Genomic DNA, 23856 nt, shown 5'->3' with positions numbered 1-23856 from the left:
TTACACGCTGCTGTCAACACCTCTTTTTCAACTCCCTTTCGGCTTCGATGAACTGAAGCAGCTTGCTGTCGAAAACTGCGTAACTCTTTGTTTACCAAGGAGTTTTCCGTTTCGACTGCGCCGGAAGTGGGGCGAATTATAGACACCTGGAATCTGCCGTCAACCACTATTTACGCCTTTTTGGCAGAAGAGCCCTTTTTAGCCATTAGACGCGGGATTCGTCGAGCCAAAGGCGGTAGCCGCAGCACTGACAGCAATGCACCTATAGATGCATAGATCACCCACTCCTTCAGGTCGGCGCGCACAATCCAGAGCATATGCAGCAATCCCAGCCCGAGAATGACATACGCCAGGCGGTGCAACTTCTTCCAGCGGGTACCCAATCGTCGCTGACTGTATCGATTGGAAGTCACCGCCAATGCCAGCAAACCAAGAAAACCCAGCACCCCGACAATAATGTAAGGCCGCTTGCGCAACTCGACACCCAGCTGCGACCAGTCAAAACCAAGTATGAATGCGCAATAACTACTGAGGTGGAGCAGCACATAGGCAAAGCACCACAACCCCAACTGTCGTCGCACGGCATTCCACCTCGCCCAACCAGTGAGTTTCTGCAAAGGCGTCAAGCTCAAGATTACGAGCAACAGAACAAGCGCTCCCAAACCCAGCCGATCGACCAGTACCTTGCCCGGATCCGGCCCGAGGACATCCTCACAGGCCTGATACAACCACAGCAGCGGCCACATCAGCACCACGACAAATACACCGATACGCCAAAACGGATAGCGCATCAGTAGTTCTTCCTCAGGTCGAGCCCCGTATATAGAGAGGCGACTTCCTCTGAATAGCCGTTGAACATTTGCGTGTCGCGCACATTGGGCTTGAACAAACCGCTAGGCAGGCGGCGTTCACGCGCCTGAGTCCAGCGAGGATGATCAACAGCAGGATTCACGTTCGCATAAAAACCATACTCATCCGCCGCAATGCTCTGCCAGGTGGTTTTCGGCTGCTCGCTGACCAGACTGATCCGCACGATGGATTTGATGCTTTTGAACCCGTACTTCCAGGGCACGACCAGGCGCAGTGGAGCCCCGTTCTGATTCGGCAGTTCACGCCCGTACATACCCACCGCCAGAATCGACAACGGGTTCATTGCCTCGTCCAATCGCAGCCCTTCTATATAAGGCCAATCGATCAAGGCAAAACCGGAGCGCTGACCCGGCATGCTTTTGGGATCCTGCAGGGTTTCGAAGCGGATGAATCTGGCTTTCGAGGTCGGCTCGACTTCCTTGAGCAAGGCCGAGAGGGGAAAACCGATCCAGGGAATGACCATCGACCAGGCTTCCACGCAGCGCAAACGGTAGATTCGCTCCTCCAGCTGATACGGTTTCATGAAGTCTTCGAGCGCATACCGCCCGGGCTTACCCACCTCCCCGTCCACCACCACCGACCACGGCTCCGTCTTCAGCGTGCCGGCATTCGCGGCCGGATCACCTTTGTCGGTGCCGAACTCGTAGAAGTTGTTGTAGTGGGTAGCATCCTTGAAGGGTGTGATTGCCTCATCCTTGACGACAACCGCCCCCCACTTGACCGAGGAAAGCTTTTCGCTGAACCAGGAAGGCGCCTTACCAGGCTCGACGTCCGCATAACGCGCCACATCGTCGGCAGCCGCCCACCGAGGAAGACCGCTCACGGCCAAACCGGCAACAGCAACACCCAATACATTGCGTCGAGAAAGATAGATGGATTCAGGCGTGACATCCGACTCATGGCAGTCGGATGCTTTAGGGACTTTGATCAGCATGGCTACTCCGCAGTATTGGAGAACAGATGCACCAACAGACTGCGGAGTATGAGGGAAATTACATCACTCGACGCTTTTACGCCGACGAAGATGTAACAGGTATTGAACCGGGCCGGACGCGGCATAGGCGAGGAAGACCAGCAGCAGAATGCGCGGCGGATCACTGAACACTACTGCGAACACCAACACCACCGCGAGAATCGCCACGAAAGGTACTCGCCCCTTCAGGTCCAGTTCCTTGAAGCTGTTGTACTTGATATTGCTGACCATCAGCATGCCGGCCGCCGCCACCATCAGCGCAACCAGGAAAGACATCTTGGAACCCTGGATACCGTAGTCGCTGAACGCCCAGACGATACCTGCAACCACACCTGCAGCGGCAGGACTGGCCAGACCGATGAAGTAGCGTTTGTCCGCGGTGCCGACCTGCGTGTTGAAGCGCGCGAGGCGCAATGCCGCGCCAGCCACATAGATGAAGGCGACCATCCAGCCAACCTTGCCCATGTCACCCAAGGCCCAGCCAAAGGCCAGCAATGCCGGCGCAACACCAAAGGCGACCATGTCCGACAGCGAGTCGTACTCGGCACCGAAGGCGCTCTGGGTATTGGTCATGCGGGCCACGCGCCCATCAAGACCATCGAGCACCATGGCGACGAAGATCGCGATGGCCGCGAACGCGAAATACTTGCTCGCATTGGCCGAGTCACCGGCACTCAAGGCCGCCTGGGCGCTCATCGAGCTGATGATGGAATAGAACCCTGCGAACAGGTTCGCAGTGGTGAACAGATTCGGCAAAAGATAGATACCACGATGCCGGACTTTACGACCTTCAGCGTCATGCCCTTCCTCGACATGTTCATCGATGGGCAGCAGGCTTTCGGCGTCAGAAGCCTGGTTTGGCTCTTCGGGGCGTTCGCTCATGGACATTACCTTGCAACGGGGTGGAAAGTTTGGACAGGTGTCTGGGACGACGGTTCGGCCGCAAACGATGCAGCTTTATACCAGAACCGGCCCCTCAAACGAAAAAACGCGGCCTAAGCCGCGTTTTTCGTACAAGCGCGTGACTTAGTTTTTAGCTTTGTCGACGATCTTGTTGGCACCGATCCACGGCATCATGGAGCGCAGTTGCTCGCCGATGATTTCGATACCGTGAGCGGCGTTGTTACGACGCTTGGCGGTCATCGAAGGATAGCCGGTAGCGCCTTCGCTGATGAACATCTTGGCGTATTCGCCGTCCTGAATACGTTTCAGGGCGTTGCGCATGGCCTGACGGGATTCGGCGTTGATGACTTCAGGGCCGGTCACGTACTCGCCGTACTCGGCGTTGTTGGAGATCGAGTAGTTCATGTTGGCGATACCGCCTTCGTACATGAGGTCAACGATCAGTTTCAGTTCGTGCAGGCACTCGAAGTAGGCCATTTCCGGCGCGTAGCCAGCTTCAACCAGGGTTTCGAAACCGGCTTTCACCAGCTCAACGGTACCGCCGCACAGAACGGCTTGTTCGCCGAACAGGTCGGTTTCAGTTTCGTCCTTGAAGGTGGTTTCGATGATACCGGTACGACCGCCGCCAACGCCGGCAGCGTAGGACAGAGCGACGTTCTTGGCATTGCCCGAGGCGTCCTGGTAGATAGCGATCAGGTCAGGGATACCGCCACCCTTCACGAACTCGGAACGTACGGTGTGGCCTGGAGCCTTCGGCGCGATCATGATCACGTCGAGGTCAGCGCGCGGCACAACCTGGTTGTAGTGGATCGCGAAACCGTGGGAGAAGGCCAGGGTGGCGCCTTTCTTGATGTTCGGCTCGATTTCGTTCTTGTACAGGGAGGACTGGAATTCGTCCGGGGTCAGGATCATGACCAGGTCGGCAGCTGCAACAGCGGAAGCAACGTCGGTCACTTTCAGGCCGTGGGCTTCAGCCTTGGCAACGGTAGCCGAACCTTTACGCAGGCCGACAGTCACGTCAACGCCGGAGTCTTTCAGGTTGCACGCTTGAGCGTGGCCCTGGGAACCGTAACCGATGATGGCAACTTTCTTGCCCTGGATGATCGACAGGTCGCAGTCTTTATCGTAGAAAACTTTCATGAATTTCCCCTATATCAGGCCGTTCAGGCCGTTCGCTAATTTGGTTTAGATGCTGAGTACTTTGTCGCCGCGGGCAATGCCGGTCACGCCACTACGGACGGTTTCCAGAATCGAGGCGGTGCCGATGGACTGAATGAAGCTGTCGAGCTTGTCGCTGGTACCGGTCAGTTGAACGGTATACACGCTGGCGCTGACATCGACGATCTGTCCACGGTAAATATCGGTAGTGCGCTTGATCTCGGCACGCTGGGCGCCGGTGGCCTTGACCTTGACCAGCATCAGTTCACGCTCGATGTGAGCACTCTCCGACAGGTCGACCAGTTTTACCACTTCGATCAATTTGTTCAGGTTCTTGGTGATCTGCTCGATGACTTCATCGTGACCAACCGTGGTCAGCGTCAGACGCGACAGGGTCGGGTCTTCGGTCGGGGCCACGGTCAGGCTTTCGATGTTGTAGTTGCGCTGCGAGAACAGGCCAACCACACGAGACAGAGCACCGGGTTCGTTTTCCAGAAGCAAGGAAATAATGTGCCGCATGATTAGGTACGCTCCGTCTTGCTCAGCCACATATCGCGCATGGAGCCGTCTTTGATCTGCATCGGGTAGACGTGCTCGCTGGTATCGACCGAAATATCGATCACCACCAGGCGATCTTTCATGGCGAACGCTTCTTCCATCTTCGACTTCAAATCTTTCGATTCAGTGATGCGCACGCCAACGTGACCATAGGCTTCAGCCAGCTTGACGAAGTCAGGCAACGACTCCATGTAGGAGTGCGAGTGACGGCTGCCATAGCTCATGTCCTGCCACTGGCGAACCATACCCAGAACGCCGTTGTTCAGAATGACGATTTTTACCGGCAAACCGTATTGCAGACAGGTGGACAGTTCCTGGATGTTCATCTGGATACTGCCTTCGCCGGTGACGCAAACGACGTCGGTATCCGGGAAGCTCAACTTGATGCCCATGGCGGCCGGGAAACCGAACCCCATGGTGCCCAGACCGCCGGAGTTGATCCAGCGGTTGGGCTTATCAAACGTGTAGTACTGCGCAGCGAACATCTGGTGCTGGCCCACGTCCGAAGCCACAAAGGCGTCGCCCTTGGTCACTTCGCACAGGGTTTCGATCACGGTCTGCGGCTTGATGACGCTGCCGTCGCCCTTGTCGTAAGGGAACAGGCCGCGATCACCGCGCCACTCATCAACTTGCTTCCACCAGCTGGCTACGGACTCCTTGTTCGGGGTCTCGCCGATCTCCTTGAGGATCGCAACCATTTCGGTCAGGACGCTCTCGACCGGACCAACGATAGGCACGTCAGCCTTGATGGTCTTGGAAATCGAGGCTGGGTCGATGTCGATGTGAATGATCTTGGCGTTCGGGCAAAACTTCGAAGCGCCGTTGATTACACGGTCATCGAAACGCGCGCCGACAGCGAGGATCACGTCAGCATGGTGCATCGCCAGGTTGGCGGTGTAGCTGCCGTGCATGCCGAGCATGCCGATGAACTGACGGTCAGTGCCAGGAAAACCACCGAGGCCCATCAGGGTATTGGTCACTGGCAGGTTGAGCATCTTCGCCAGTTCGGTCAGTGGTGCGGAACCACCGCCGAGGATCACGCCGCCGCCGGAATACAACACAGGGCGCTTGGCCGCCAGGAGCATTTCTGCCGCCTTGCGGATTTGACCGGAGTGACCGCGAACAGCCGGACTGTAGGAACGCAGCTTGGCTTTTTTCGGGAAGACGTATTCGAACTTCTCGGCCGGGTTGGTCATGTCTTTCGGAATATCGACAACGACCGGGCCAGGACGACCGGATTGCGCCAGGTAGAACGCCTTCTTCATGACTTCCGGGATTTCCGACGCGTGCTTGATCATGAAGCTGTGCTTCACGATCGGCCGGGAGATACCGATCATGTCGGTTTCCTGGAACGCATCGGTACCCACCATGGTGCTAGGCACCTGGCCGGAAATGATCACCATCGGAATGGAGTCCATATAGGCGGTGGCGATACCGGTGATGGCGTTTGTTGCGCCAGGACCGGAAGTCACCAGTACTACACCGGCTTTACCGGTGGCACGGGCGTAGCCGTCAGCCATATGGGTAGCCGCTTGCTCGTGACGAACCAGGATGTGGGTCACTTCCGGTTCTTTGAACAGGGCATCGTAAACATGAAGAAGAGCACCACCCGGGTACCCGTAGATATATTTGACGCCTTCGTCGCGCAAAAAGCGGACGAGCATCTCACCGCCAGATAAAAGCTCCACGTTGCTCACCTCTAAAACGCCAGAATACCGCCCACGAAAAACGGGACGGGTCTTAATAGGTTTACTTCTCGGCAGAGCATGAGCGACGGTGGTCGCCGACTACGTCAGCACTGACTGAGCAAGTATTGGGATCGTCCCAAGTGTTGCGGGGCTTTCCCACCCAGCGCGAGGTAACGCGTTGCGGGTGTAACAGGTCGACGCGGATATGCGCCTCATGATCTGCTGAGAGGGTCTGCTTCTGGCAGTCCCTGTACAGCGGACTTTGGATTCTTCTGTTTCGTCCTTCGCAAGTCAAGTCGTCTATGTGCTTTATTCTACTAAGCACATGAGAACGCAAGAAAAAACCCGTAAATCAGCCCTGTGTTAGCTTCGATTGCGCAACTTTTAGCAAAAAATTGGCACGCGAATGCACTTACCCAGCAACGGCCGACAAAATAGAGAGATATTGTGAACAACTGCCAGCGGACGCTGGCAGCTTCTGGCTCAGCGAGACGCTGTGATCAACTGATCAAACTGCTTGAGTAATACCTGCAGCTGCCGATCCTTGCCCTGGACATTGCGTCCGGCAAAGACCATCTCAGCCATTTCCTGAATGCCCGAAGCGTTGGGTAACGGCAAATCCTGCTCGAGGATCATCTTCATGCGTGGCAGGAAGATCCATTGCAGCCACTGCTCGAAATCCAGTGTGTCGACCGAAAACGGCTCGACACTGGAAAGCGCTTCGGCGGAGGGCGGGACTTCATCCCACCATCCTTGCACCCGCAATTCGCGTTCGATCAACAACAGTTGATCGGCGATTTTCAGAAAGCGCGCATCCATCACAGCGTTACCTTGGCCTTCTGACGAGCCAATGCCGCGCCTTGGGAGTCACCCTGCTTATCACGCGCCTGGCCAATCAGGTCCCACAAGTTGGCCTGAAGGGCTGGACGGCCATTGGCCAAGGTCAGCCCACGGCGAGCGAACTGCTCGGCCTGGGCCGCATCGCCCTGAGCCATGCGCACCTGCGCCAGACGGTAAAGCACCTGCGGCTCACGCGGCGCAACGCGTTGGGCGCGTTCGAGACTGGAGGAAGCACCGTTGAGATCACCGCTCGTCTGTTGCTGTTGAGCGGTGGTCAGCAAGGCCAACACCGGACCGTCCAGTTGCTCGTCGGCAGAAAGTCCGCCCGCACTGGCCGATGGAATCCCGCTTGGCGACGACGGCATGCTGTAGCTGCCCTGATTGATCGGGGCCGATTGGACCGGCGACGTGTCAATCGGCCCCGGCGTGATCGGACCCGGGGTAATCGGCGCGGTGCTGATCGGCGTCGAAGTCGTTGCCGCGCCTGGCACCATCACCACTACGCCGCTGTCACCCTGCGGAATCGCCTGGGTCCGCGACTGACCTTGCGCAGGACGCTTGACGGTCGTCTGGCGGAAGCCGCCATTGGCCGAGATCCGTTCACTGTTGGACACGGCGGTGCCGGAATCCACGACCGGAATCGAGCCACGTTGTACGCTGGAACAACCGCTGAGCAAAGCTACGGCGGCAACCGCTGGAATCAACCACTTGTTCACTTGAAACCCTCTTTGCTTAATTCATCCAGCCTTTGACCCAGTCCATCACCGACTCAGCAGGGTTTTCACCACCGCAAGCGGCGCCGGGAGGCGGTTCGCTGCCGCGAATATACGGCATCTGCACGGCACCCGGGCAACCGGCGTCAGAACCTTGCCCTGTTCGCGAGTCCACCCAGGCCTGAACGATATTATCCGGCTGCGGCATGTCCAGCGGCAACGGGTCGGCCTTGCGCATGAAGCTGGTCCAGACCTGCAAGGCCCCGGTGGCGCCGGTGAATGGCGTCTTGCCGTTGTCGTCGCGACCCAGCCAGACCACCGCCAGCAAGTCCTGGCTGAAACCGGCAAACCAGCTGTCGCGCGAGTCGTTACTGGTACCGGTCTTGCCCGCCAGGGTCAGGGTCCTTGGCAGCACGTTATAGACCGAGCTGCCGGTACCTTCACGCATCACCCGCTGCATGGCGCTCTGGATCAGGTAAATGGAGGCCGGATCGAAACGCTGCTGGATCTGGAACGGATAACGCTTGAGCGGCTCGCCCTCGGCAGTCAGCACGCTGCGAATCCCGCGCATCGGCGTATTGAAGCCGCCGTTGGCGAGGGTCTGGTACATGGTCGCCACTTCGATTGGCGTCATGCCGCCGGCGCCGAGCAACATCGACGGGAAGGCCGGGAATTCACGGGTCACACCCAGGCGCTCCACCGTCTTCAGGACGTTCGGCACACCGACCGCCAAACCGAGACGCGCGGTCGACAGGTTGTAGGAATGCGCCAGGCCTTGATAGAGGAACACCGTACCGTGAGAACGACGATCATAGTTCTGCGGTTTCCAGACCTGACCGTCCGCGCCCTTGACCGAGAAGGATTCGTCCGACAGCCAACTGGTCAGTGTGTACTGGCTTGGCTTCTCCAGCGCAGTCAGGTAAACCGCCGGCTTGATCAGCGAGCCGATCGGCCTTACCGCATCCAGCGCCCGGTTGAACCCGGCAAAACTGGCCTGGCGACTGCCGATCATGGCCTGCACTTCCCCGGTCTCCGGGTTGGTCACGACCATTGCCGCTTCGACGTCATCGGAACCCTTGCGCCCCGCCAGACGCTTGAAGGTGTCGTCGACCGAGGCTTCAGCCTTCATCTGCAGGATCGGGTCGAAACTGGTGAAGATGCGCAGCCCTTCCTCGGTCAAGTCTTCGTCGCGATAGTCTTCGCGCAACTGACGCTTGACCAGATCGAGGAAGCCGGGGAACGAGCTGTCCGCCAGACTGCCGCGCTTGGTCACGCCCAGCGGCATTTTCTTCGCCGCCTCAACCTGCTCGGCAGTCGCGACGCCCTGCTCTTGCAGCACATCGAGTACCAGGTTGCGCCGCTCGAGGGCACGCTCCGGATAACGACGGGGGTTATAGGAAGAAGGCCCCTTGACCATGCCCACCAGCAGCGCGACCTGATGCAGCTTGAGCTCCGCCAGCGGCTGACTGAAGAAGAACTGGCTGGCCAGACCGAAACCGTGCACCGCACGCTGACCGTCCTGCCCGATAAACACTTCGTTGAGGTAAGCCTCAAGGATTTCGCGCTTGTCGTAATGCAGTTCAAGCAGCAGCGCCATCATCGCTTCGGTGAGCTTGCGGCTCAGGCTGCGCTCGTTGGTCAGGTAGAAGTTCTTGACCAACTGCTGAGTCAGCGTACTGCCGCCCTGACGCATGCGCCCGGACGAACCGTTGACCCAGATTGCACGGGCGATCGACTTCGGCGAAACACCAAAGTGATGATAGAAATCACGGTCCTCGACCGCCACCAGCGTTTCAAGCAGGTACGGTGGCACCTGATCGATCTTGATCAGAATCCGGTCTTCGAGGTTTTTCGGGTACAGGCCGCCGATCAACAGCGGCTCCAGGCGCACCACCGACAACTTCGAGCCTTTTGCCCCCGCCAACTCGGCCACGTAATCGCCGGAAAAACGCACCCGCACCGGTTGCGCTTGCTCCATGCCTTCATAGAACTGGAAGCCACGGGTGTTCAGGTCAACGGTGTTGCCGCTGACCGACGCCGCACCCGGACCATTGGCCACGCTTTCACGGCGATAGCCCAGGGCATCGAGTTCGGTCAGGAAATCATCCCGGCTCAGCTTCTGTCCGACGAACAGCTCGAGCGGGCGCGCGTAAACCTTGGCCGGGATGGTCCAGCGCTTGCCGGAGAACTTCTCCTGGACGATTGCATCAAGGTAAACGGCGAATCCGGCCAGCACCACAAGGGCGACCAGACTGAGTTTAATGGCCCAGCCCAGCCACGGGCGCAGGCCCCTGGAGGGTGGTTTTTTCGGGGTGCGGGGAGTTCGAGTACGAGTCATGGCGGCGGATTATACGCACTTTATTCATCCTCAACAGGAGCGCTCCGAGGTTTGCGTCAGGCGGACTTGCGGCCATAATGACGGCCTTGAATTTTCCAGACTCTGAAGGATCGCCTGTGAGCCAGTCACTGATCGCTGCCCTGCAAAACCCTGCCCTCTACCCGCATCCTGTAGAGGGATTCCAGGTCATCGAGACCCATATTTCCTGGGTACTGCTCACTGGCCCCTATGCCTATAAAGTGAAGAAGCCGGTGAATTTCGGTTTTCTCGACTTCACCAGCCTTGAGGCTCGCGAACACTTTTGCGCTGAGGAACTGCGCCTGAACCAGCGCCTGACCGACGATTTGTACCTCGAAGTGCTGCCCGTCACCGGCAGCGCCGAGGCTCCGCAACTGGGCGGCGCAGGCCCGGCCATCGAATATGTACTGAAGATGCGCCAGTTTCCGCAAACCGGCTTGCTCAGCACCCTGCAAGCCAATGGCGAATTGACCACCGCGCACATCGACGAGATGGCCGAGCAAATCGCCCGCTTCCACCTCAACGCACCGAAAGTGCCGGCCGGGCACGAAGCCGGCACCCCGGACAGCGTCATGGCGCCGGTGCGGCAGAACTTCGAACAGATCCGTCCGTTCCTCAGCGACAAGGCCGACCTGTTGCAACTCGACGCCCTGCAAGCCTGGGCCGAAAGCAGCTTCGAGCGCCTCAAACCGCTGCTCGCCCAGCGCAAGGCCGAAGGCTTCACTCGCGAATGCCACGGTGATATTCACCTGGGCAACGCCACCGTGATCGACGGCAAGGTCGTGATCTTCGACTGCATTGAATTCAACGAACCGTTTCGCTTTACCGACGTTTATGCCGACACCGGCTTCCTGGCGATGGACCTGGAAGATCGCGGCCTGAAGTGCCTGGCGCGTCGTTTCATCAGCCAGTACCTGGAGCTGACCGGCGATTATCGCGGCCTCGAACTGCTGAACTTCTATAAAGCCTACCGCGCACTGGTTCGCGCCAAGGTTGCCCTGTTCAGCATGCCGGCCGACGCCACTGCAGTGCAGCGCGCCACGACCCTGCGCCAGTACCGCAACTACGCCAACCTGGCAGAAAGCTACAGCACCATTCCTTCGCGCTTCATGGCCATTACCCACGGTGTTTCCGCTGTCGGCAAGAGCCATGTCGCCATGCGCCTGGTCGAAGCCCTGGGCGCGATTCGCCTGCGTTCCGATGTCGAGCGCAAGCGCCTGTTCGGCGAGCAAACCGTCGAGAATGACGTACAGGCCGGCATCTATAGCGCCGACGCCAGCGCGGCAACCTATGCCCACCTGCACGAAATCGCCGACGTCATTCTGCGTGCGGGCTTCCCGGTGGTGGTCGACGCCACTTACCTCAAGCGTGATCAGCGTGACAGTGCCGCAAAGGTGGCCGAAGCCACGGGCGCCCCCTTCCTGATTCTCGACTGCAATGCGCCACAGGCCGTGATCGAAAGCTGGCTGGCCATGCGCCAGGCAGACAAGAAAGATCCGTCCGACGCCACCCTGGCCGTTATCGCAGCCCAGCAAGCCAGCCGTGAAGCGCTGACACCCGCGGAAATCCTCTGCAGCAAGCGCGTCCAGACCAATGAAAGCGGGACGCTCGATACCGTTGTGGAACAGATTCGCCAGCGCCTGCCAGGCCTGTAAGAAACTATTTCGGTCGTGAGGCCCGCACTGGCTTCACGACCGTCAAATAGTGGCACTATACTGGCGTCATAAAACCATCAGGTGATGCGACATGAGCCAGCCTAAACTTCTCGACACACCGCTATATGCCCTGCTGCACAAAGACGACATCAAAGGCTTCAACAGTGAACGCCCCAAGGATGGCCTCATCGACATGGTGGGTGGAGATTTCCGGGGGCTGGACCTGCGCGAACTGAATGCCGACGGCGTGGATTTCAGCGACGCCTACTTCCGTTCCTGCGACCTGCGCGGCATCGACTTTCGCAAAGCGAACCTGGAAGGCGCGAGCCTGGCTCACGCGCAGATTTCCGGTACGTACTTTCCGGTGGAACTCAGTGCCGACGAAATCCTGATGTCGATGAACTTCGGCACGCGACTGCGCTATCGCACTCGCTGATCATCGCCGCTGACTGAAACGTCCAGCGCCTCTCGTTGCGCTGGACTGTGGGGATGTTCGCCCTTGATTTCCAGATTCTTCCCCACCTCTTCCCCTGCGCTCATAGACTTGTTCACGCACTGCCAATACTTGTTTCTTAGAAGCATTTGCTTCGTAAACGAGCAAACAATCACGCTTTTCCTACTGATGGCTACACTCCTCAGAAGATTGCCCACGCTCTCCATTCGGCCATCGCAAGGAGGCTTGATGAATGATGAACTGCAACACCTGAAGAATCTTGGCAAGACGTCAGCGCAATGGCTGCATGCCGTGGGCATCCATAGCGCTTCGGACTTGCGTCGCCTCGGGGCGGTGGATGCTTATCGGGCCGTGCGCACGCGCGGTTTTCGGGCGTCCAAGGTGTTGTTGTACGCAATTGAAGGCGCCCTGATGGACGTTCACTGGAATGATATTCCTGCCGAGCGCAAGGAAGCCCTGAACAAACAGCTGGAAGCCATTTCTACACGCCACAAGAATTGATCCGACAAATATTTCTGAAACTTTGCAGCCTTAAACCCAATGATTACGAGGCCTGCAGACGTAAATCCGGCGAATCGCAAGGAAATCGGAAAACAGCGGTTGACTTGGTAATGAGAATCGATATGATTATCACAACTGGTCGCGAGACTGGTCAGATATTCTGAAAAGCCCTTGGTTCGGACTCTCGGATTATCTCCTCATCAGGCTAATCACGGTTATTTGACCCGGCTCTTGCCGGGTCTTTTTTTGCCTGTGGAAAAGTACTGCCGAGATGCGGAGATCGATGGTCAGGCGCACAAACGGCTTCCTTCAAAGGATTCCCGGGCATCGAAGCAGCCGGCCTAGTATCCTCGACGACAGGCACTTGTACCCGACGGGCAAGGCAGCCATTTGATAGCATTTAACCCTCAGACTCGGACATATCCGGTCACGAGCCGCGGGACCGAGGATAGACATGAAGTTGCTTTGCGCAGGTGCCGAGCTGGTCAATGACAGCAGTCGCGGGTTCGACATCGATGGCCAAAAGTTTTTTGCAGTGCGCCGCAGCGGGCAGGTTTACGTCTACATCAATCGCTGTCCGCACCGGGGTGTTGCCCTGGAGTGGCATCCCGACCAGTTTCTCGACCCCAGCAACAGCCTGATCCAGTGCGCCACCCATGGCGCACTGTTCCTGATCGAAGACGGTGAATGCGTCGCCGGCCCTTGCGCGGGGCAAGCCTTGACCAGCGTGGCCTGCCGTGAGGATGAGCAAGGGGTCTGGATCAGCCTTTAGCTGCCCGGAAACACGTCCAGGCGCCGGTCGACCAGCATTTCTTCGTGGCTCAACCGCACACCGTAAGCCAGCACCTCGACTCCACAGGCAATCGCCTCACGCAAGGCCTGCGCATAAACCGGATCGATTTCCTGCGCCGGGCGCACGGCCTCGATGTCGGTCAGGCAAACGCAGTACAACTGCACCGCACGAATACCGTCCCTGGCCAAGTGCGCCAGCTCCCGCAGATGCTTGGCGCCACGCTGGGTGACTGCATCGGGAAACGCCGCCACCGCCGTACCGTCGAAACCCAGGGTTACGCTTTTGACTTCGACGTAGGCCGGTCCTTCGGGGTAGTCGAGGCGGAAATCGATACGACTGTTTTCCTGACCATAAGCCACTTCGCGCTTGAGCCCGGTAAAACCGTTCAGTTCGGTGATGACGCCCGCCCGCAGCGCCTCTTCAATCAAACCATTGGCGCGGGCGGTGTTCACGCAAAACAGCCGCCCTTGCGGGGTTTCACCGATCTCCCAGGTGCCAGGCAACTTGCGTTTCGGGTCGTTGGAGCGACTGAACCAGACCTGCCCGCCTTCGACCTGACAATTGAGCATCGAGCCTGTGTTCGGACAATGAATGGTCAGCAACTCGCCGCCAACGGTTTCGATATCGGCGAGAAAACGCTTGTAACGTCGGATCAGGCGCCCTTCTTCGAGGGGAGGATGGAAACGCATCAGCCTTGCCAGCTCCGCAACCCACGGGCAATGCGCTCGACCGCCTCCTGCAAACGCTCGAGATTTTGCGTATAGGCGAACCGCACATGATGCCCGGCCTGATATCGCCCGAAATCCAGCCCCGGGGTGAATGCCACATGTTCGGTCTCGAGAAAATGCTTACAGAACGCGAAGGCATCGCCGCCGAACTTGCTGATATCGGCATACAAGTAGAACGCCCCTTCCGGCTCCACGGCAATGCCGAAGCCCAATTCACGCAAGGCCGGCAGCAGGTAATCCCGGCGCCGGCCAAATTCGGCGCGACGTTCTTCGAGAATGCTGATGGTTGCCGGCTCGAAACAGGCCAATGCAGCGTACTGCGCCATGCTTGGTGCACTGATGTAGAGGTTCTGGGCGAGTTTTTCCAGCTCACCGACCGCCGCGTCGGGAGCCACCAGCCATCCGAGCCGCCAACCGGTCATCCCGAAGTACTTCGAAAAGCTGTTCAAAACGAATGCACTGTCGTCGACTTCCAGCACGCTGGCCGCATCGGTGCCGTAGGTCAGACCGTGATAAATCTCGTCGACCACCAGATGACCGTGGCGCTCCTTGATCGCGGCAGACAGCTTCGCCAACTCGTCGCGGGTCAGGATCGTGCCGGTCGGATTGGCTGGCGACGCCACCAGTGCGCCGACGCTGTCGTGGTCCCAATGACGCTCGATCAGACCAGGCGTCAATTGATAACGCACATCCGGACCGACCGGCACCAGTTGTGCCGCGCCTTCGACCAGTCGCAGGAAGTGCCGGTTACATGGGTAGCCCGGGTCCGCCAGCAGCCAGTGTTTACCGGGGTCGACCAGCAAAGCGCTGGCCAGCAGCAGCGCGCCGGAGCCGCCAGGCGTGATGAGGATGCGCCGAGGGTCGATGTTCAAGCCATAACGCTGCTGATAAAAGCCCGAAATGGCCTCACGCAGCTCCGGAATGCCGCGCGCGGCGGTGTAACGGGTCTTCCCCGCTGTCAGCGCAGCCTGGCCGGCCTGGATGATCGGTTCGGCGGTGGTGAAGTCCGGCTCACCGATTTCCAGGTGGATCACATCGTGGCCGGCTGCCTGCAATTCATTGGCCCGCGCCAACAGCGCCATGACATGGAAAGGTTCGATCGCGCGACTGCGGGCACTGTAGGGCTGAGCCATTGGCCTTCCTTCAACGGAAAAAAACCGATTCTACCCAAGCGCAGGAACGAGCGAGAACCTAAAGCGGTCAGAGGCCTTGTAACCCCGATCACAAACGACTCAAGCGCGCGCGCAAGGTTTGACTAAAATCAATAATTGAGCAGGTTCCAGAGCCACCAGACAACGGTTTGTCATCATTTGCAAGCACCCTGTGCCGCGAGCTCGACATCCGGGAGTAGCGCGGCCCGAGTTGATCTGGTAAGTTCGCCCGCTTGCAGCCGCAGGGCCGGCAGGTGTCGGTGATGGAGCAATCCTGCGCAGATGGATTACAAGAGTAGAGGCGGTCTATTTCATGTCCACCCAAGCAAAGCAGCAAAACCAGACGATCAGCGGCTTCGAGCCCTATGTTCAGAAAACCGGCGAAGAGTACATGGGCGAGCCCATGCGAAAGCACTTCACCAAGGTCCTGAATCAGTGGAAAAGAGAGCTGATGGAAGGTGTCGACAAGACCGTGGACCACATGAAGGACGAAGCGGCCAACTTTCCTGATCCGGCAGACCGTGCCAGCCAGGAAGAGGAATTCGCCCTCGAACTGCGTGCCCGCGATCGTGAACGCAAGTTGATCAAGAAGATCGACAAGACACTTCAGCTGATCGAAGACGAAGAGTACGGCTGGTGCGAATCCTGCGGCATCGAGATTGGCGTCAAGCGTCTCGAAGCGCGCCCTACCGCCGACCTGTGCATCGACTGCAAGACCCTGGCGGAAATCAAGGAAAAGCAAGTCGGCAAGTAATTGCGACTTGAACGAAGAACGGAGCGTGCGAACGCTCCGTTTTTGTTTCTGATGTTTTTTTGGCTTTAAATGTATTCATGACCGCCAACACCCCCTATACCGGGCGCTTCGCCCCCACCCCTAGCGGCCATCTGCACTTCGGCTCGCTGGTCGCCGCACTGGCCTCCTACCTCGACGCGCGCTCGGTGGGCGGACGCTGGCTGATGCGCATGGAAGACCTTGATCCACCCCGCGAGGAACCCGGTGCCCAGGCCGCCATCCTCAAGGCACTGGAAAGCTATGGCTTCGAGTGGGATGGCGACCTGGTTCGCCAAAGCGAGCGGCACGATGCCTATGCCGAGGTGCTCAATCGCCTGTTCAATCAAGGCCTGGCCTACGCCTGCACCTGCTCGCGCAAACAGCTGGAGCCGTATCACGGGATTTATCCGGGGCTATGCCGCAATGCCGGCCATGGCACTGACGATGCGGCCATCCGCCTGCGCGTACCGGAACTGGAATACCATTTCATCGACCGGGTGCAGGGCGAACATCGCCAACATCTGGGCCGGGAAGTCGGCGATTTCGTGATCCGCCGCCGCGACGGGCTCTACGCCTATCAATTGGCTGTGGTTTTGGACGATGCCTGGCAGGGCATCACCGATATCGTTCGCGGTGCCGACCTGCTGGACTCCACGCCCCGCCAGCTCTACCTGCAAGAACTGCTCGGCCTGCCTCAACCGCGTTATCTGCATATCCCGCTGATTACCCAGCCTGATGGCAACAAACTCGGCAAGTCCTACCGTTCGCCGCCGTTGACCGAGGATCAGGCAACGCCCCTGCTGCTGCGGGCGCTTCGGGCGCTGGGACAGAACCCGGGAACCGAACTGACGTATGCCACGCCACGGGAAGTGCTGAATTGGGGCATTGCCCACTGGGATGCCTCGCTGATCCCGCGCACACTGAGCCTGCCCGAGGCACAGCTATCGTGATCGCACTTGCAGTGGCGCGCCCATCCGTTACCATCGCCGCACGTTTTCGGGCACGCACATAAAAAAGAGAGGCCGGGATGTACATCTATCGCTTGGTCCTGCTTTTGGTAGTGGGGATTTACCTGTTTTCCCCGGCCATCATGGATTGGTGGATCGACGCCACTGGCGCCTGGTATCGCCCTTATCTGCTCTGGCTGATTCTGATCGTCGTGACCTTCATCCTGCAGAGCCAAAAAGATGCCGATGAGCTTTAGCCTGACCCAGATGATCCTGATCAGCGCCGCGTACCTGGCGGTGCTGTTCGGTGTGGCCTGGATCAGTGAACGGGGCATGATTCCCCGGGCGATCATTCGCCACCCGCTGACTTACACCCTGTCACTGGGTGTCTACGCCAGTGCCTGGGCGTTTTACGGCACCGTGGGCCTGGCCTATCAGTACGGCTACGGTTTTTTGTCCAGCTACCTGGGCGTTTCCGGGGCATTCCTGTTGGCGCCGGTGCTGCTCTACCCGATCCTGAAGATCACCCGCACCTACCAACTGTCGTCACTGGCGGACCTGTTTGCCTTCCGCTTCCGCAGTACCTGGGCCGGTGCGCTGACCACGATTTTCATGCTGGTCGGCGTATTACCACTGCTGGCCTTGCAGATTCAGGCGGTCGCCGACTCCATTGGCATCCTCACCCGAGAGCCGGTACAGCATCGCGTAGCCCTGAGCTTCTGCGCACTGATTACGCTGTTCACGATTTTCTTTGGTTCCCGCCACATCGCCACCCGCGAAAAGCATGAAGGCCTGGTGTTCGCGATTGCCTTTGAATCGGTGATCAAGCTGATCGCCCTCGGCGGTGTCGGGCTGTATGCGCTTTACGGCGTGTTCGACGGCCCGCAACAGCTTGAACTGTGGCTGCTGCAAAACCAGACCGCGCTCGCTGCCCTGCACACGCCCTTGCAGGAAGGCCCGTGGCGTACGCTGTTGCTGGTGTTCTTCGCCTCGGCGATCGTGATGCCGCACATGTATCACATGACCTTTACCGAGAACCTCAACCCGCGCTCACTGGTCAGTGCGAGCTGGGGCCTGCCACTGTTCCTGCTGCTGATGAGCCTGGCGGTGCCGCTGATTCTCTGGGCCGGCCTGAAACTCGGCGCCACCACCAATCCGGAATACTTCACCCTGGGCATTGGCATCGCCGCCAACAGCAAGGCTTTGGCCTTGCTGGCCTATGTCGGCGGGCTGTCCGCCGCCAGTGGCCTGATCATCGTCACCACGCTGGCGCTGTCCGGGATGGCCTTGAACCACCTGGTGCTGCCGCTGTATCAACCACCGGCCGAAGGCAACATCTACCGCTGGCTGAAGTGGACCCGCCGGGCGCTGATTGTCGCGATCATCATGGCCGGCTACGGCTTCTACCTGATGCTCGGTGCCGAGCAGGACCTGGCCAACCTCGGCATTGTCGCTTTCGTCGCCACGCTGCAGTTCCTGCCGGGCGTGCTCTCGGTCCTGTACTGGCCGACCGCCAACCGTCGCGGCTTCATCGCCGGCTTGCTGGCGGGGATCCTGGTGTGGCTGGTGACCATGCTGTTGCCTCTGGTCGGCAACCTGCAAGGCTTCTACATTCCGCTGCTGAACATGATCTACGTGCTGGACGACACCAGCTGGCACATGGCGGCGATTGCCTCGCTGGCAGCCAACGTGCTGATGTTCACCCTGATCTCGTTGTTCACCAACGCCAGCACCGAAGAAGCCAGCGCTGCCGAAGCCTGCGCCGTGGATAACGTTCGCCGCCCGCAACGCCGGGAACTGCACGCCGCCTCGCCCCAGGAATTCGCCACGCAACTGGCCAAGCCACTGGGTGCAAAAGCGGCGCAGAAAGAAGTGGAACAGGCACTGCGCGACCTCTATCTGCCTTTCGACGAACGCCGACCCTATGCCCTGCGCCGCTTGCGTGACCGCATCGAGGCCAACCTCTCCGGCCTGATGGGCCCGAGCGTGGCCCAGGACATGGTCGAGACGTTCCTGCCGTACAAGGCTGGCGGCGAAAACTACGTCACCGAAGACATTCACTTCATCGAAAGCCGCCTTGAGGATTACCACTCGCGCCTGACCGGCCTGGCCGCCGAGCTCGATGCCCTGCGCCGCTACCACCGCCAGACCCTGCAGGAATTGCCGATGGGCGTTTGCTCGCTGGCCAAGGATCAGGAAATCCTCATGTGGAACAAGGCCATGGAGGAACTGACCGGCATCGCCGCGCAGCGCGTGGTCGGTTCGCGCCTGAGTACCATTGCCGACCCATGGAAAGAACTGCTGCAAGGCTTCATCAATCTGCCGGACGAGCACTTGCACAAACAGCACCTGGCCCTCGACGGCCAGACACGCTGGCTGAACCTGCACAAAGCGGCGATCGACGAACCCCTCGCTCCAGGCAACAGTGGCCTGGTGTTGCTGGTGGAAGACCTGACCGAAACCCAGATGCTCGAGGACAAACTGGTGCACTCCGAGCGCCTGGCCAGCATCGGTCGACTGGCGGCCGGCGTGGCCCATGAAATCGGCAACCCGATCACCGGAATCGCGTGTCTGGCGCAGAACCTGCGCGAAGAACGTGAAGAAGACCGCGAGCTGAAGGAAATCAGCGGCCAGATCCTCGAGCAGACCAAACGCGTGTCGCGCATCGTCCAGTCACTGATGAGCTTTGCCCATGCCGGCAGCCATCAGCACAGCGACGAGCCCGTCTGTCTGGCCGAAGTGGCTCAGGATGCCATCGGCCTGCTGGCCCTGAACCGACGCAATTTCGAAGTGCAGTTCTACAACCTGTGCGACCCCGAACACTGGGTCGAAGGCGACCCGCAACGGCTGGCCCAGGTATTGATCAACCTGCTTTCAAACGCCCGTGACGCCTCGCCTCCCGGTAGCGCGGTACGGGTCAAGAGCGAAGCCGGCGAACACACGGTCGATCTGATCGTGGAAGACGAAGGCAGCGGTATTCCCTCGAGCATCATGGACCGATTGTTCGAACCTTTCTTCACCACCAAGGACCCTGGCGAAGGCACCGGTCTGGGCCTTGCACTGGTCTATTCCATCGTTGAAGAGCATTATGGACAAATCACCATCGACAGCCCGGCTGATGTTCAAAGCCAACGCGGCACCCGAATCAGGGTTACCTTGCCGCGTCATGTCGAAGCGACGTCCGCTGTGAACTGAGACCGTCGAGAGTATCGAATCAATGCCGCACATTTTGATCGTCGAAGACGAAACCATTATCCGCTCCGCCTTGCGCCGCCTGCTGGAACGTAACCAGTACCAGGTCAGCGAAGCCGGATCAGTGCAGGAAGCACAAGAACGCTTCACCATTCCCTCGTTCGATCTGATCATCAGTGACCTGCGTCTGCCGGGCGCGCCTGGCACGGAGTTGATCAAGCTTGCCCAGGGCACGCCGGTGCTGATCATGACCAGCTATGCCAGCCTGCGCTCGGCGGTCGACTCGATGAAAATGGGCGCGGTGGACTACATTGCCAAACCATTCGACCATGACGAAATGCTGCAAGCGGCCGCACGAATCCTGCGTGATCGACAAACGGTACAAACCGGCGGTGAAGCGGTTTCCGGCAAAGCCGCCAACGGCGCGGCGAAATCCGGTACCGACAACAGCAACGGTGAAATCGGCATTATTGGCTCGTGCCCACCGATGCAGGACCTGTACGGCAAGATCCGCAAAGTGGCACCGACCGACTCCAACGTTCTGATCCAGGGCGAATCGGGTACCGGTAAAGAACTGGTGGCGCGTGCCCTGCACAACCTGTCCAAACGCGCCAAGGCGCCAATGATCTCGGTGAACTGCGCGGCCATTCCGGAAAGCCTGATCGAGTCCGAACTGTTCGGCCACGAAAAAGGCGCATTCACCGGCGCCAGCGCCGGGCGCGCCGGCCTGGTGGAAGCGGCGGACGGCGGCACCTTGTTCCTCGACGAAATCGGCGAACTGCCACTGGAAGCCCAGGCTCGCCTGCTGCGCGTATTGCAGGAAGGCGAAATTCGTCGCGTGGGCTCGGTGCAGTCGCAAAAAGTCGATGTGCGCCTGATCGCTGCGACTCACCGCGACCTCAAGAGTCTGGCGAAGATCGGCCAGTTCCGTGAAGACTTGTATTACCGCCTCCACGTTATCGCGCTGAAGCTGCCAGCCCTGCGCGAACGTGGTGCGGACGTCAACGAAATCGCCAACGCCTTCCTGGCGCGGCAAAGTGCGCGAATCAACCGCACCGACCTGAAATTCGCCGCGGATGCCGAGCAAGCCATTCGTCACTATTCCTGGCCGGGTAACGTTCGTGAACTGGAAAACGCCGTCGAGCGCGCCGTCATCCTGTGCGAAAGCCCGGAAATTTCCGCCGAGCTGCTGGGCATCGACATCGAACTGGGTGACCTGGAAGACGACGAGTTCATTGGCCTGGCGCCCCAACAGGGCAACGGCAGTACCAGTAACAGCAACCACGAACCGACCGAAGACCTCTCCCTGGAAGACTATTTCCAGCATTTCGTCCTCGAACATCAGGACCACATGACCGAAACCGAGCTGGCCCGCAAGCTCGGGGTCAGCCGCAAATGCCTGTGGGAACGCCGTCAGCGCCTGGGCATCCCGCGGCGCAAGACCGGGGTGGCCAGCGAAAGCTGAACTGCACCTGTCTCATGTGCGGGTAACACGTGACATTGTGAAAAAACTGTTACCTCAGCTTTTTCACGTAACAGAAGCCGGGGCTTACGGTAACGAAGCCCCGGCTTTTTTTGGCCCTCGAAATACCTGTCGACCGGCCTAACCCCTTGTTTTATTGGGTTTCGCAAAAGTTGGCACGCACCCTGCTATATGTTTGGTACAAGAACAATAACAAGCAATGCACAAGACAATAAAAATAAGACGAATCGACTCACGCACAATAAAAACAAGACGGCGAGAGGCGCAGCTAACTGATTCTTTTGGAGAGGCGTTGTATTTGGGGCTTGCCCCACGACCAGGCCGAGAACAACAAAAAACTGTCTTAAGACAGAGCCTGTACTGGTTGGATCGAAAGATCACTGCAATTCAGCGACCAAAGCAATCCGTTTGCTCTTGGCTCCCGATTGGGAGGGTCATGAAGGAAAGCTTCATGGCGAGGGCACTCAACAAAAACAAGAAGCCCGAAACCAAAAATAAAAATAGAGCATGCAACTACTTCTTGGGGAGCTTCGGCTCCCCTTGTGGTTTCCGCGATTCGGAAATCCTCGCAAATCGGCTCGTTCCAGCCTTGAATCCTGCGGCCTACAGCTCATATCTGCTGTGTCCTACACCATCCCCCGACTAAATGCTAGAATCCCCGCCCATCATGCGGTCATTCTTCTGTTATGGCCGAATATTCCTTCAAACAGTGCATCCCATGCTGAAGAAGCTGTTCCAGTCATTCCGTACTCCCAAGCGTCCTACGCAACACATTCGCAGCACGCCTGAAGTGCTCAACAGCGGCCAACACTCGCTGCAGAAGGCGCAATTCAGCCGTTACGCGGTGAATATCGTTGAACGCCTGCAGAACGCCGGTTATCAGGCTTACCTGGTTGGCGGTTGCGTGCGCGACATGCTGCTGGGTATCACACCGAAAGATTTCGACGTTGCCACCAGCGCTACACCCGAGCAGGTACGGGCCGAATTCCGTAACGCGCGAATCATCGGGCGCCGGTTCAAGCTGGTGCACATCCACTTCGGCCGCGAAATCATCGAAGTCGCGACCTTCCGCGCCAATCACCCGCAGAACGAAGACGAGGAAGACAGCAATCAGTCTTCGCGCAACGAAAGCGGGCGCATCCTGCGCGATAACGTCTACGGCACCCTGGAAGAGGACGCACAACGTCGCGACTTCACCATAAATGCCTTGTATTACGATCCGGTCAGCGAACGCATCCTCGACTACGCCAACGGCGTACACGACATCCGCAATCACCTGATCCGCCTGATCGGCGATCCGACGCAACGCTACCAGGAAGACCCGGTACGTATGCTGCGGGCCGTGCGTTTCGCCGCCAAGCTGAACTTCGGCATCGAAAAACACAGCGCCCTGCCGATCCGCGGCCTGGCGCCGATGCTGCGCGAGATCCCGTCGGCCCGCCTGTTCGAAGAGGTGCTCAAGCTGTTCCTCTCCGGCCATGCCGCCGATACGTTTGAAATGCTGGTCGACCTGCAGTTGTTCGATCCACTGTTCCCGGCCAGCGCCGAAGCACTGGAATACAACCCGACGTACACCCACACCCTGATCAGCGAAGCCCTGATCAATACCGACCTGCGGATCAAGCAGAACAAACCGGTAACTCCGGCGTTCCTGTTTGCAGCCCTGCTCTGGCCTGCCCTGCCGGCCCGCGTCCTGCGCCTGCAGGAACGTGGCATGCCGCCGATTCCGGCGATGCAGGAAGCGGCGCACGAGTTGATTGCCGAGCAGTGCCAGCGCATCGCGATTCCGAAACGCTTCACCATGCCGATCCGCGAGATCTGGGACATGCAGGAACGCCTGCCACGCCGCAGCGGCAAGCGTGCCGATCTGTTGCTGGACAATCCGCGCTTCCGCGCCGGCTACGACTTCCTGCTGCTACGCGAAAGCGCTGGCGAGCAGACCGATGGCCTGGGCGAATGGTGGACGGACTATCAGGACGCCAACGAAAGCGAGCGTCGCGACATGATTCGCGACCTCAGCGGCAAGGACGAAGGCACCGGCGCCCCGCGCAAGCGTCGCCGCAGCGGTGGTTCCAAGCGCAAACGCGCTGCCGGCGCTTCGAGCACCACGGGCGAGTAATC

Annotated in this window: 21 protein-coding genes; 10 read left to right on the top strand and 11 right to left on the bottom strand. The window is 59.0% G+C overall.

Features of this window, described 5'->3' with window-relative positions; all coding sequences use genetic code 11:
• Window positions 1–170: 170 nt before the first annotated feature.
• From msrQ to mrcB, 9 genes are all read right to left on the bottom strand, one after another.
• On the bottom strand, window positions 171–791 hold the full coding sequence (gene msrQ, locus KGA96_RS21610; RefSeq protein WP_046041830.1) for a protein-methionine-sulfoxide reductase heme-binding subunit MsrQ: 621 nt from the start codon (window positions 789–791) through the stop codon (window positions 171–173).
• Window positions 791–1804 carry a protein-methionine-sulfoxide reductase catalytic subunit MsrP gene (msrP, locus tag KGA96_RS21605; protein WP_046041829.1) on the bottom strand — a complete coding sequence of 338 codons (1014 nt, stop codon included), beginning with the start codon at window positions 1802–1804 and terminating at the stop codon, window positions 791–793. Before msrP ends, msrQ begins: the two co-directional genes overlap by 1 nt.
• A gap of 63 nt (window positions 1805–1867) precedes the next feature.
• On the bottom strand, window positions 1868–2725 hold the full coding sequence (gene pssA / locus KGA96_RS21600) for a CDP-diacylglycerol--serine O-phosphatidyltransferase (RefSeq protein ID WP_046041828.1): 858 nt from the start codon (window positions 2723–2725) through the stop codon (window positions 1868–1870).
• Between the two features lie 144 nt (window positions 2726–2869).
• Complete coding sequence (gene ilvC / locus KGA96_RS21595) at window positions 2870–3886, bottom strand: ketol-acid reductoisomerase (protein ID WP_003228216.1); 1017 nt, start codon at window positions 3884–3886, stop codon at window positions 2870–2872.
• A 45-nt stretch (window positions 3887–3931) separates the two neighbouring features.
• Window positions 3932–4423: an acetolactate synthase small subunit gene (gene ilvN, locus KGA96_RS21590; RefSeq protein WP_003176102.1), complete on the bottom strand. Its 492-nt coding sequence runs from the start codon at window positions 4421–4423 to the stop codon at window positions 3932–3934.
• Window positions 4424–4425: 2 nt separating this feature from the next.
• Window positions 4426–6150 carry an acetolactate synthase 3 large subunit gene (locus tag KGA96_RS21585; protein WP_223465538.1) on the bottom strand — a complete coding sequence of 575 codons (1725 nt, stop codon included), beginning with the start codon at window positions 6148–6150 and terminating at the stop codon, window positions 4426–4428.
• A gap of 483 nt (window positions 6151–6633) precedes the next feature.
• The gene (locus tag KGA96_RS21580) at window positions 6634–6969 is read right to left on the bottom strand and encodes a YqcC family protein (RefSeq protein WP_046041827.1); all 336 of its coding nucleotides are present in this window, start codon (window positions 6967–6969) and stop codon (window positions 6634–6636) included.
• A complete protein-coding gene (locus KGA96_RS21575; protein WP_223465537.1) occupies window positions 6969–7706 on the bottom strand; it encodes a tetratricopeptide repeat protein in 738 nt (245 codons plus the stop codon). The genes KGA96_RS21580 and KGA96_RS21575 overlap by 1 nt, the downstream gene beginning before the upstream one ends.
• 16 nt (window positions 7707–7722) lie before the next feature.
• A complete protein-coding gene (mrcB, locus tag KGA96_RS21570; protein ID WP_223465536.1) occupies window positions 7723–10041 on the bottom strand; it encodes a penicillin-binding protein 1B in 2319 nt (772 codons plus the stop codon).
• 116 nt (window positions 10042–10157) lie between these two features.
• Here mrcB and KGA96_RS21565 point away from each other — a divergent pair, with 116 nt between their 5' ends.
• The 4 genes from KGA96_RS21565 (at window position 10158) to KGA96_RS21550 (ending at window position 13441) form a co-directional block, all read left to right on the top strand.
• Window positions 10158–11714, top strand: coding sequence for an AAA family ATPase (locus tag KGA96_RS21565; RefSeq protein ID WP_046041824.1), 1557 nt, complete (start codon window positions 10158–10160; stop codon window positions 11712–11714).
• Window positions 11715–11805: 91 nt separating this feature from the next.
• Window positions 11806–12150: a pentapeptide repeat-containing protein gene (locus tag KGA96_RS21560; protein ID WP_046041823.1), complete on the top strand. Its 345-nt coding sequence runs from the start codon at window positions 11806–11808 to the stop codon at window positions 12148–12150.
• A 246-nt stretch (window positions 12151–12396) separates the two neighbouring features.
• Window positions 12397–12669, top strand: a complete 273-nt coding sequence (locus tag KGA96_RS21555; RefSeq protein ID WP_008053897.1) for a TfoX/Sxy family protein — start codon at window positions 12397–12399, stop codon at window positions 12667–12669.
• Between the two features lie 454 nt (window positions 12670–13123).
• Window positions 13124–13441, top strand: coding sequence for a Rieske (2Fe-2S) protein (locus KGA96_RS21550; protein WP_046041821.1), 318 nt, complete (start codon window positions 13124–13126; stop codon window positions 13439–13441).
• On the opposite strand, the gene sfsA is transcribed toward KGA96_RS21550, so the two are convergent.
• The gene (sfsA, locus tag KGA96_RS21545; protein WP_046041820.1) at window positions 13438–14151 is read right to left on the bottom strand and encodes a DNA/RNA nuclease SfsA; all 714 of its coding nucleotides are present in this window, start codon (window positions 14149–14151) and stop codon (window positions 13438–13440) included. The two genes, KGA96_RS21550 and sfsA, sit on opposite strands and share 4 nt — an antisense overlap.
• Window positions 14151–15323, bottom strand: a complete 1173-nt coding sequence (locus KGA96_RS21540; protein WP_046041819.1) for a pyridoxal phosphate-dependent aminotransferase — start codon at window positions 15321–15323, stop codon at window positions 14151–14153. The genes sfsA and KGA96_RS21540 overlap by 1 nt, the downstream gene beginning before the upstream one ends.
• A gap of 331 nt (window positions 15324–15654) precedes the next feature.
• On the opposite strand from KGA96_RS21540, the gene dksA reads away from it, so the two are divergent.
• From dksA to KGA96_RS21510, 6 genes are all read left to right on the top strand, one after another.
• Window positions 15655–16095, top strand: coding sequence for an RNA polymerase-binding protein DksA (dksA, locus tag KGA96_RS21535; RefSeq protein WP_046041818.1), 441 nt, complete (start codon window positions 15655–15657; stop codon window positions 16093–16095).
• Between the two features lie 77 nt (window positions 16096–16172).
• The gene (gene gluQRS, locus KGA96_RS21530) at window positions 16173–17063 is read left to right on the top strand and encodes a tRNA glutamyl-Q(34) synthetase GluQRS (protein ID WP_046041817.1); all 891 of its coding nucleotides are present in this window, start codon (window positions 16173–16175) and stop codon (window positions 17061–17063) included.
• A 77-nt stretch (window positions 17064–17140) separates the two neighbouring features.
• Window positions 17141–17317, top strand: coding sequence for a hypothetical protein (locus tag KGA96_RS21525; protein ID WP_003176118.1), 177 nt, complete (start codon window positions 17141–17143; stop codon window positions 17315–17317).
• Window positions 17301–20255, top strand: coding sequence for a sensor histidine kinase (locus KGA96_RS21520; protein WP_185754808.1), 2955 nt, complete (start codon window positions 17301–17303; stop codon window positions 20253–20255). Before KGA96_RS21525 ends, KGA96_RS21520 begins: the two co-directional genes overlap by 17 nt.
• 22 nt (window positions 20256–20277) lie before the next feature.
• Window positions 20278–21717, top strand: a complete 1440-nt coding sequence (locus tag KGA96_RS21515; protein WP_223514904.1) for a sigma-54-dependent transcriptional regulator — start codon at window positions 20278–20280, stop codon at window positions 21715–21717.
• A 736-nt stretch (window positions 21718–22453) separates the two neighbouring features.
• Window positions 22454–23854, top strand: a complete 1401-nt coding sequence (locus KGA96_RS21510) for a polynucleotide adenylyltransferase PcnB (protein ID WP_046041814.1) — start codon at window positions 22454–22456, stop codon at window positions 23852–23854.
• The last annotated feature ends 2 nt before the right edge of the window (window positions 23855–23856 follow it).

Source organism: Pseudomonas sp. GL-R-26 (genome assembly GCF_019947365.1).
In the GTDB taxonomy this organism is placed as follows: Bacteria; Pseudomonadota; Gammaproteobacteria; order Pseudomonadales; family Pseudomonadaceae; genus Aquipseudomonas.
The sequence above is the reverse complement of the archived record's forward strand: the minus strand, read 5'-3'. Positions and strand labels throughout refer to the sequence as shown.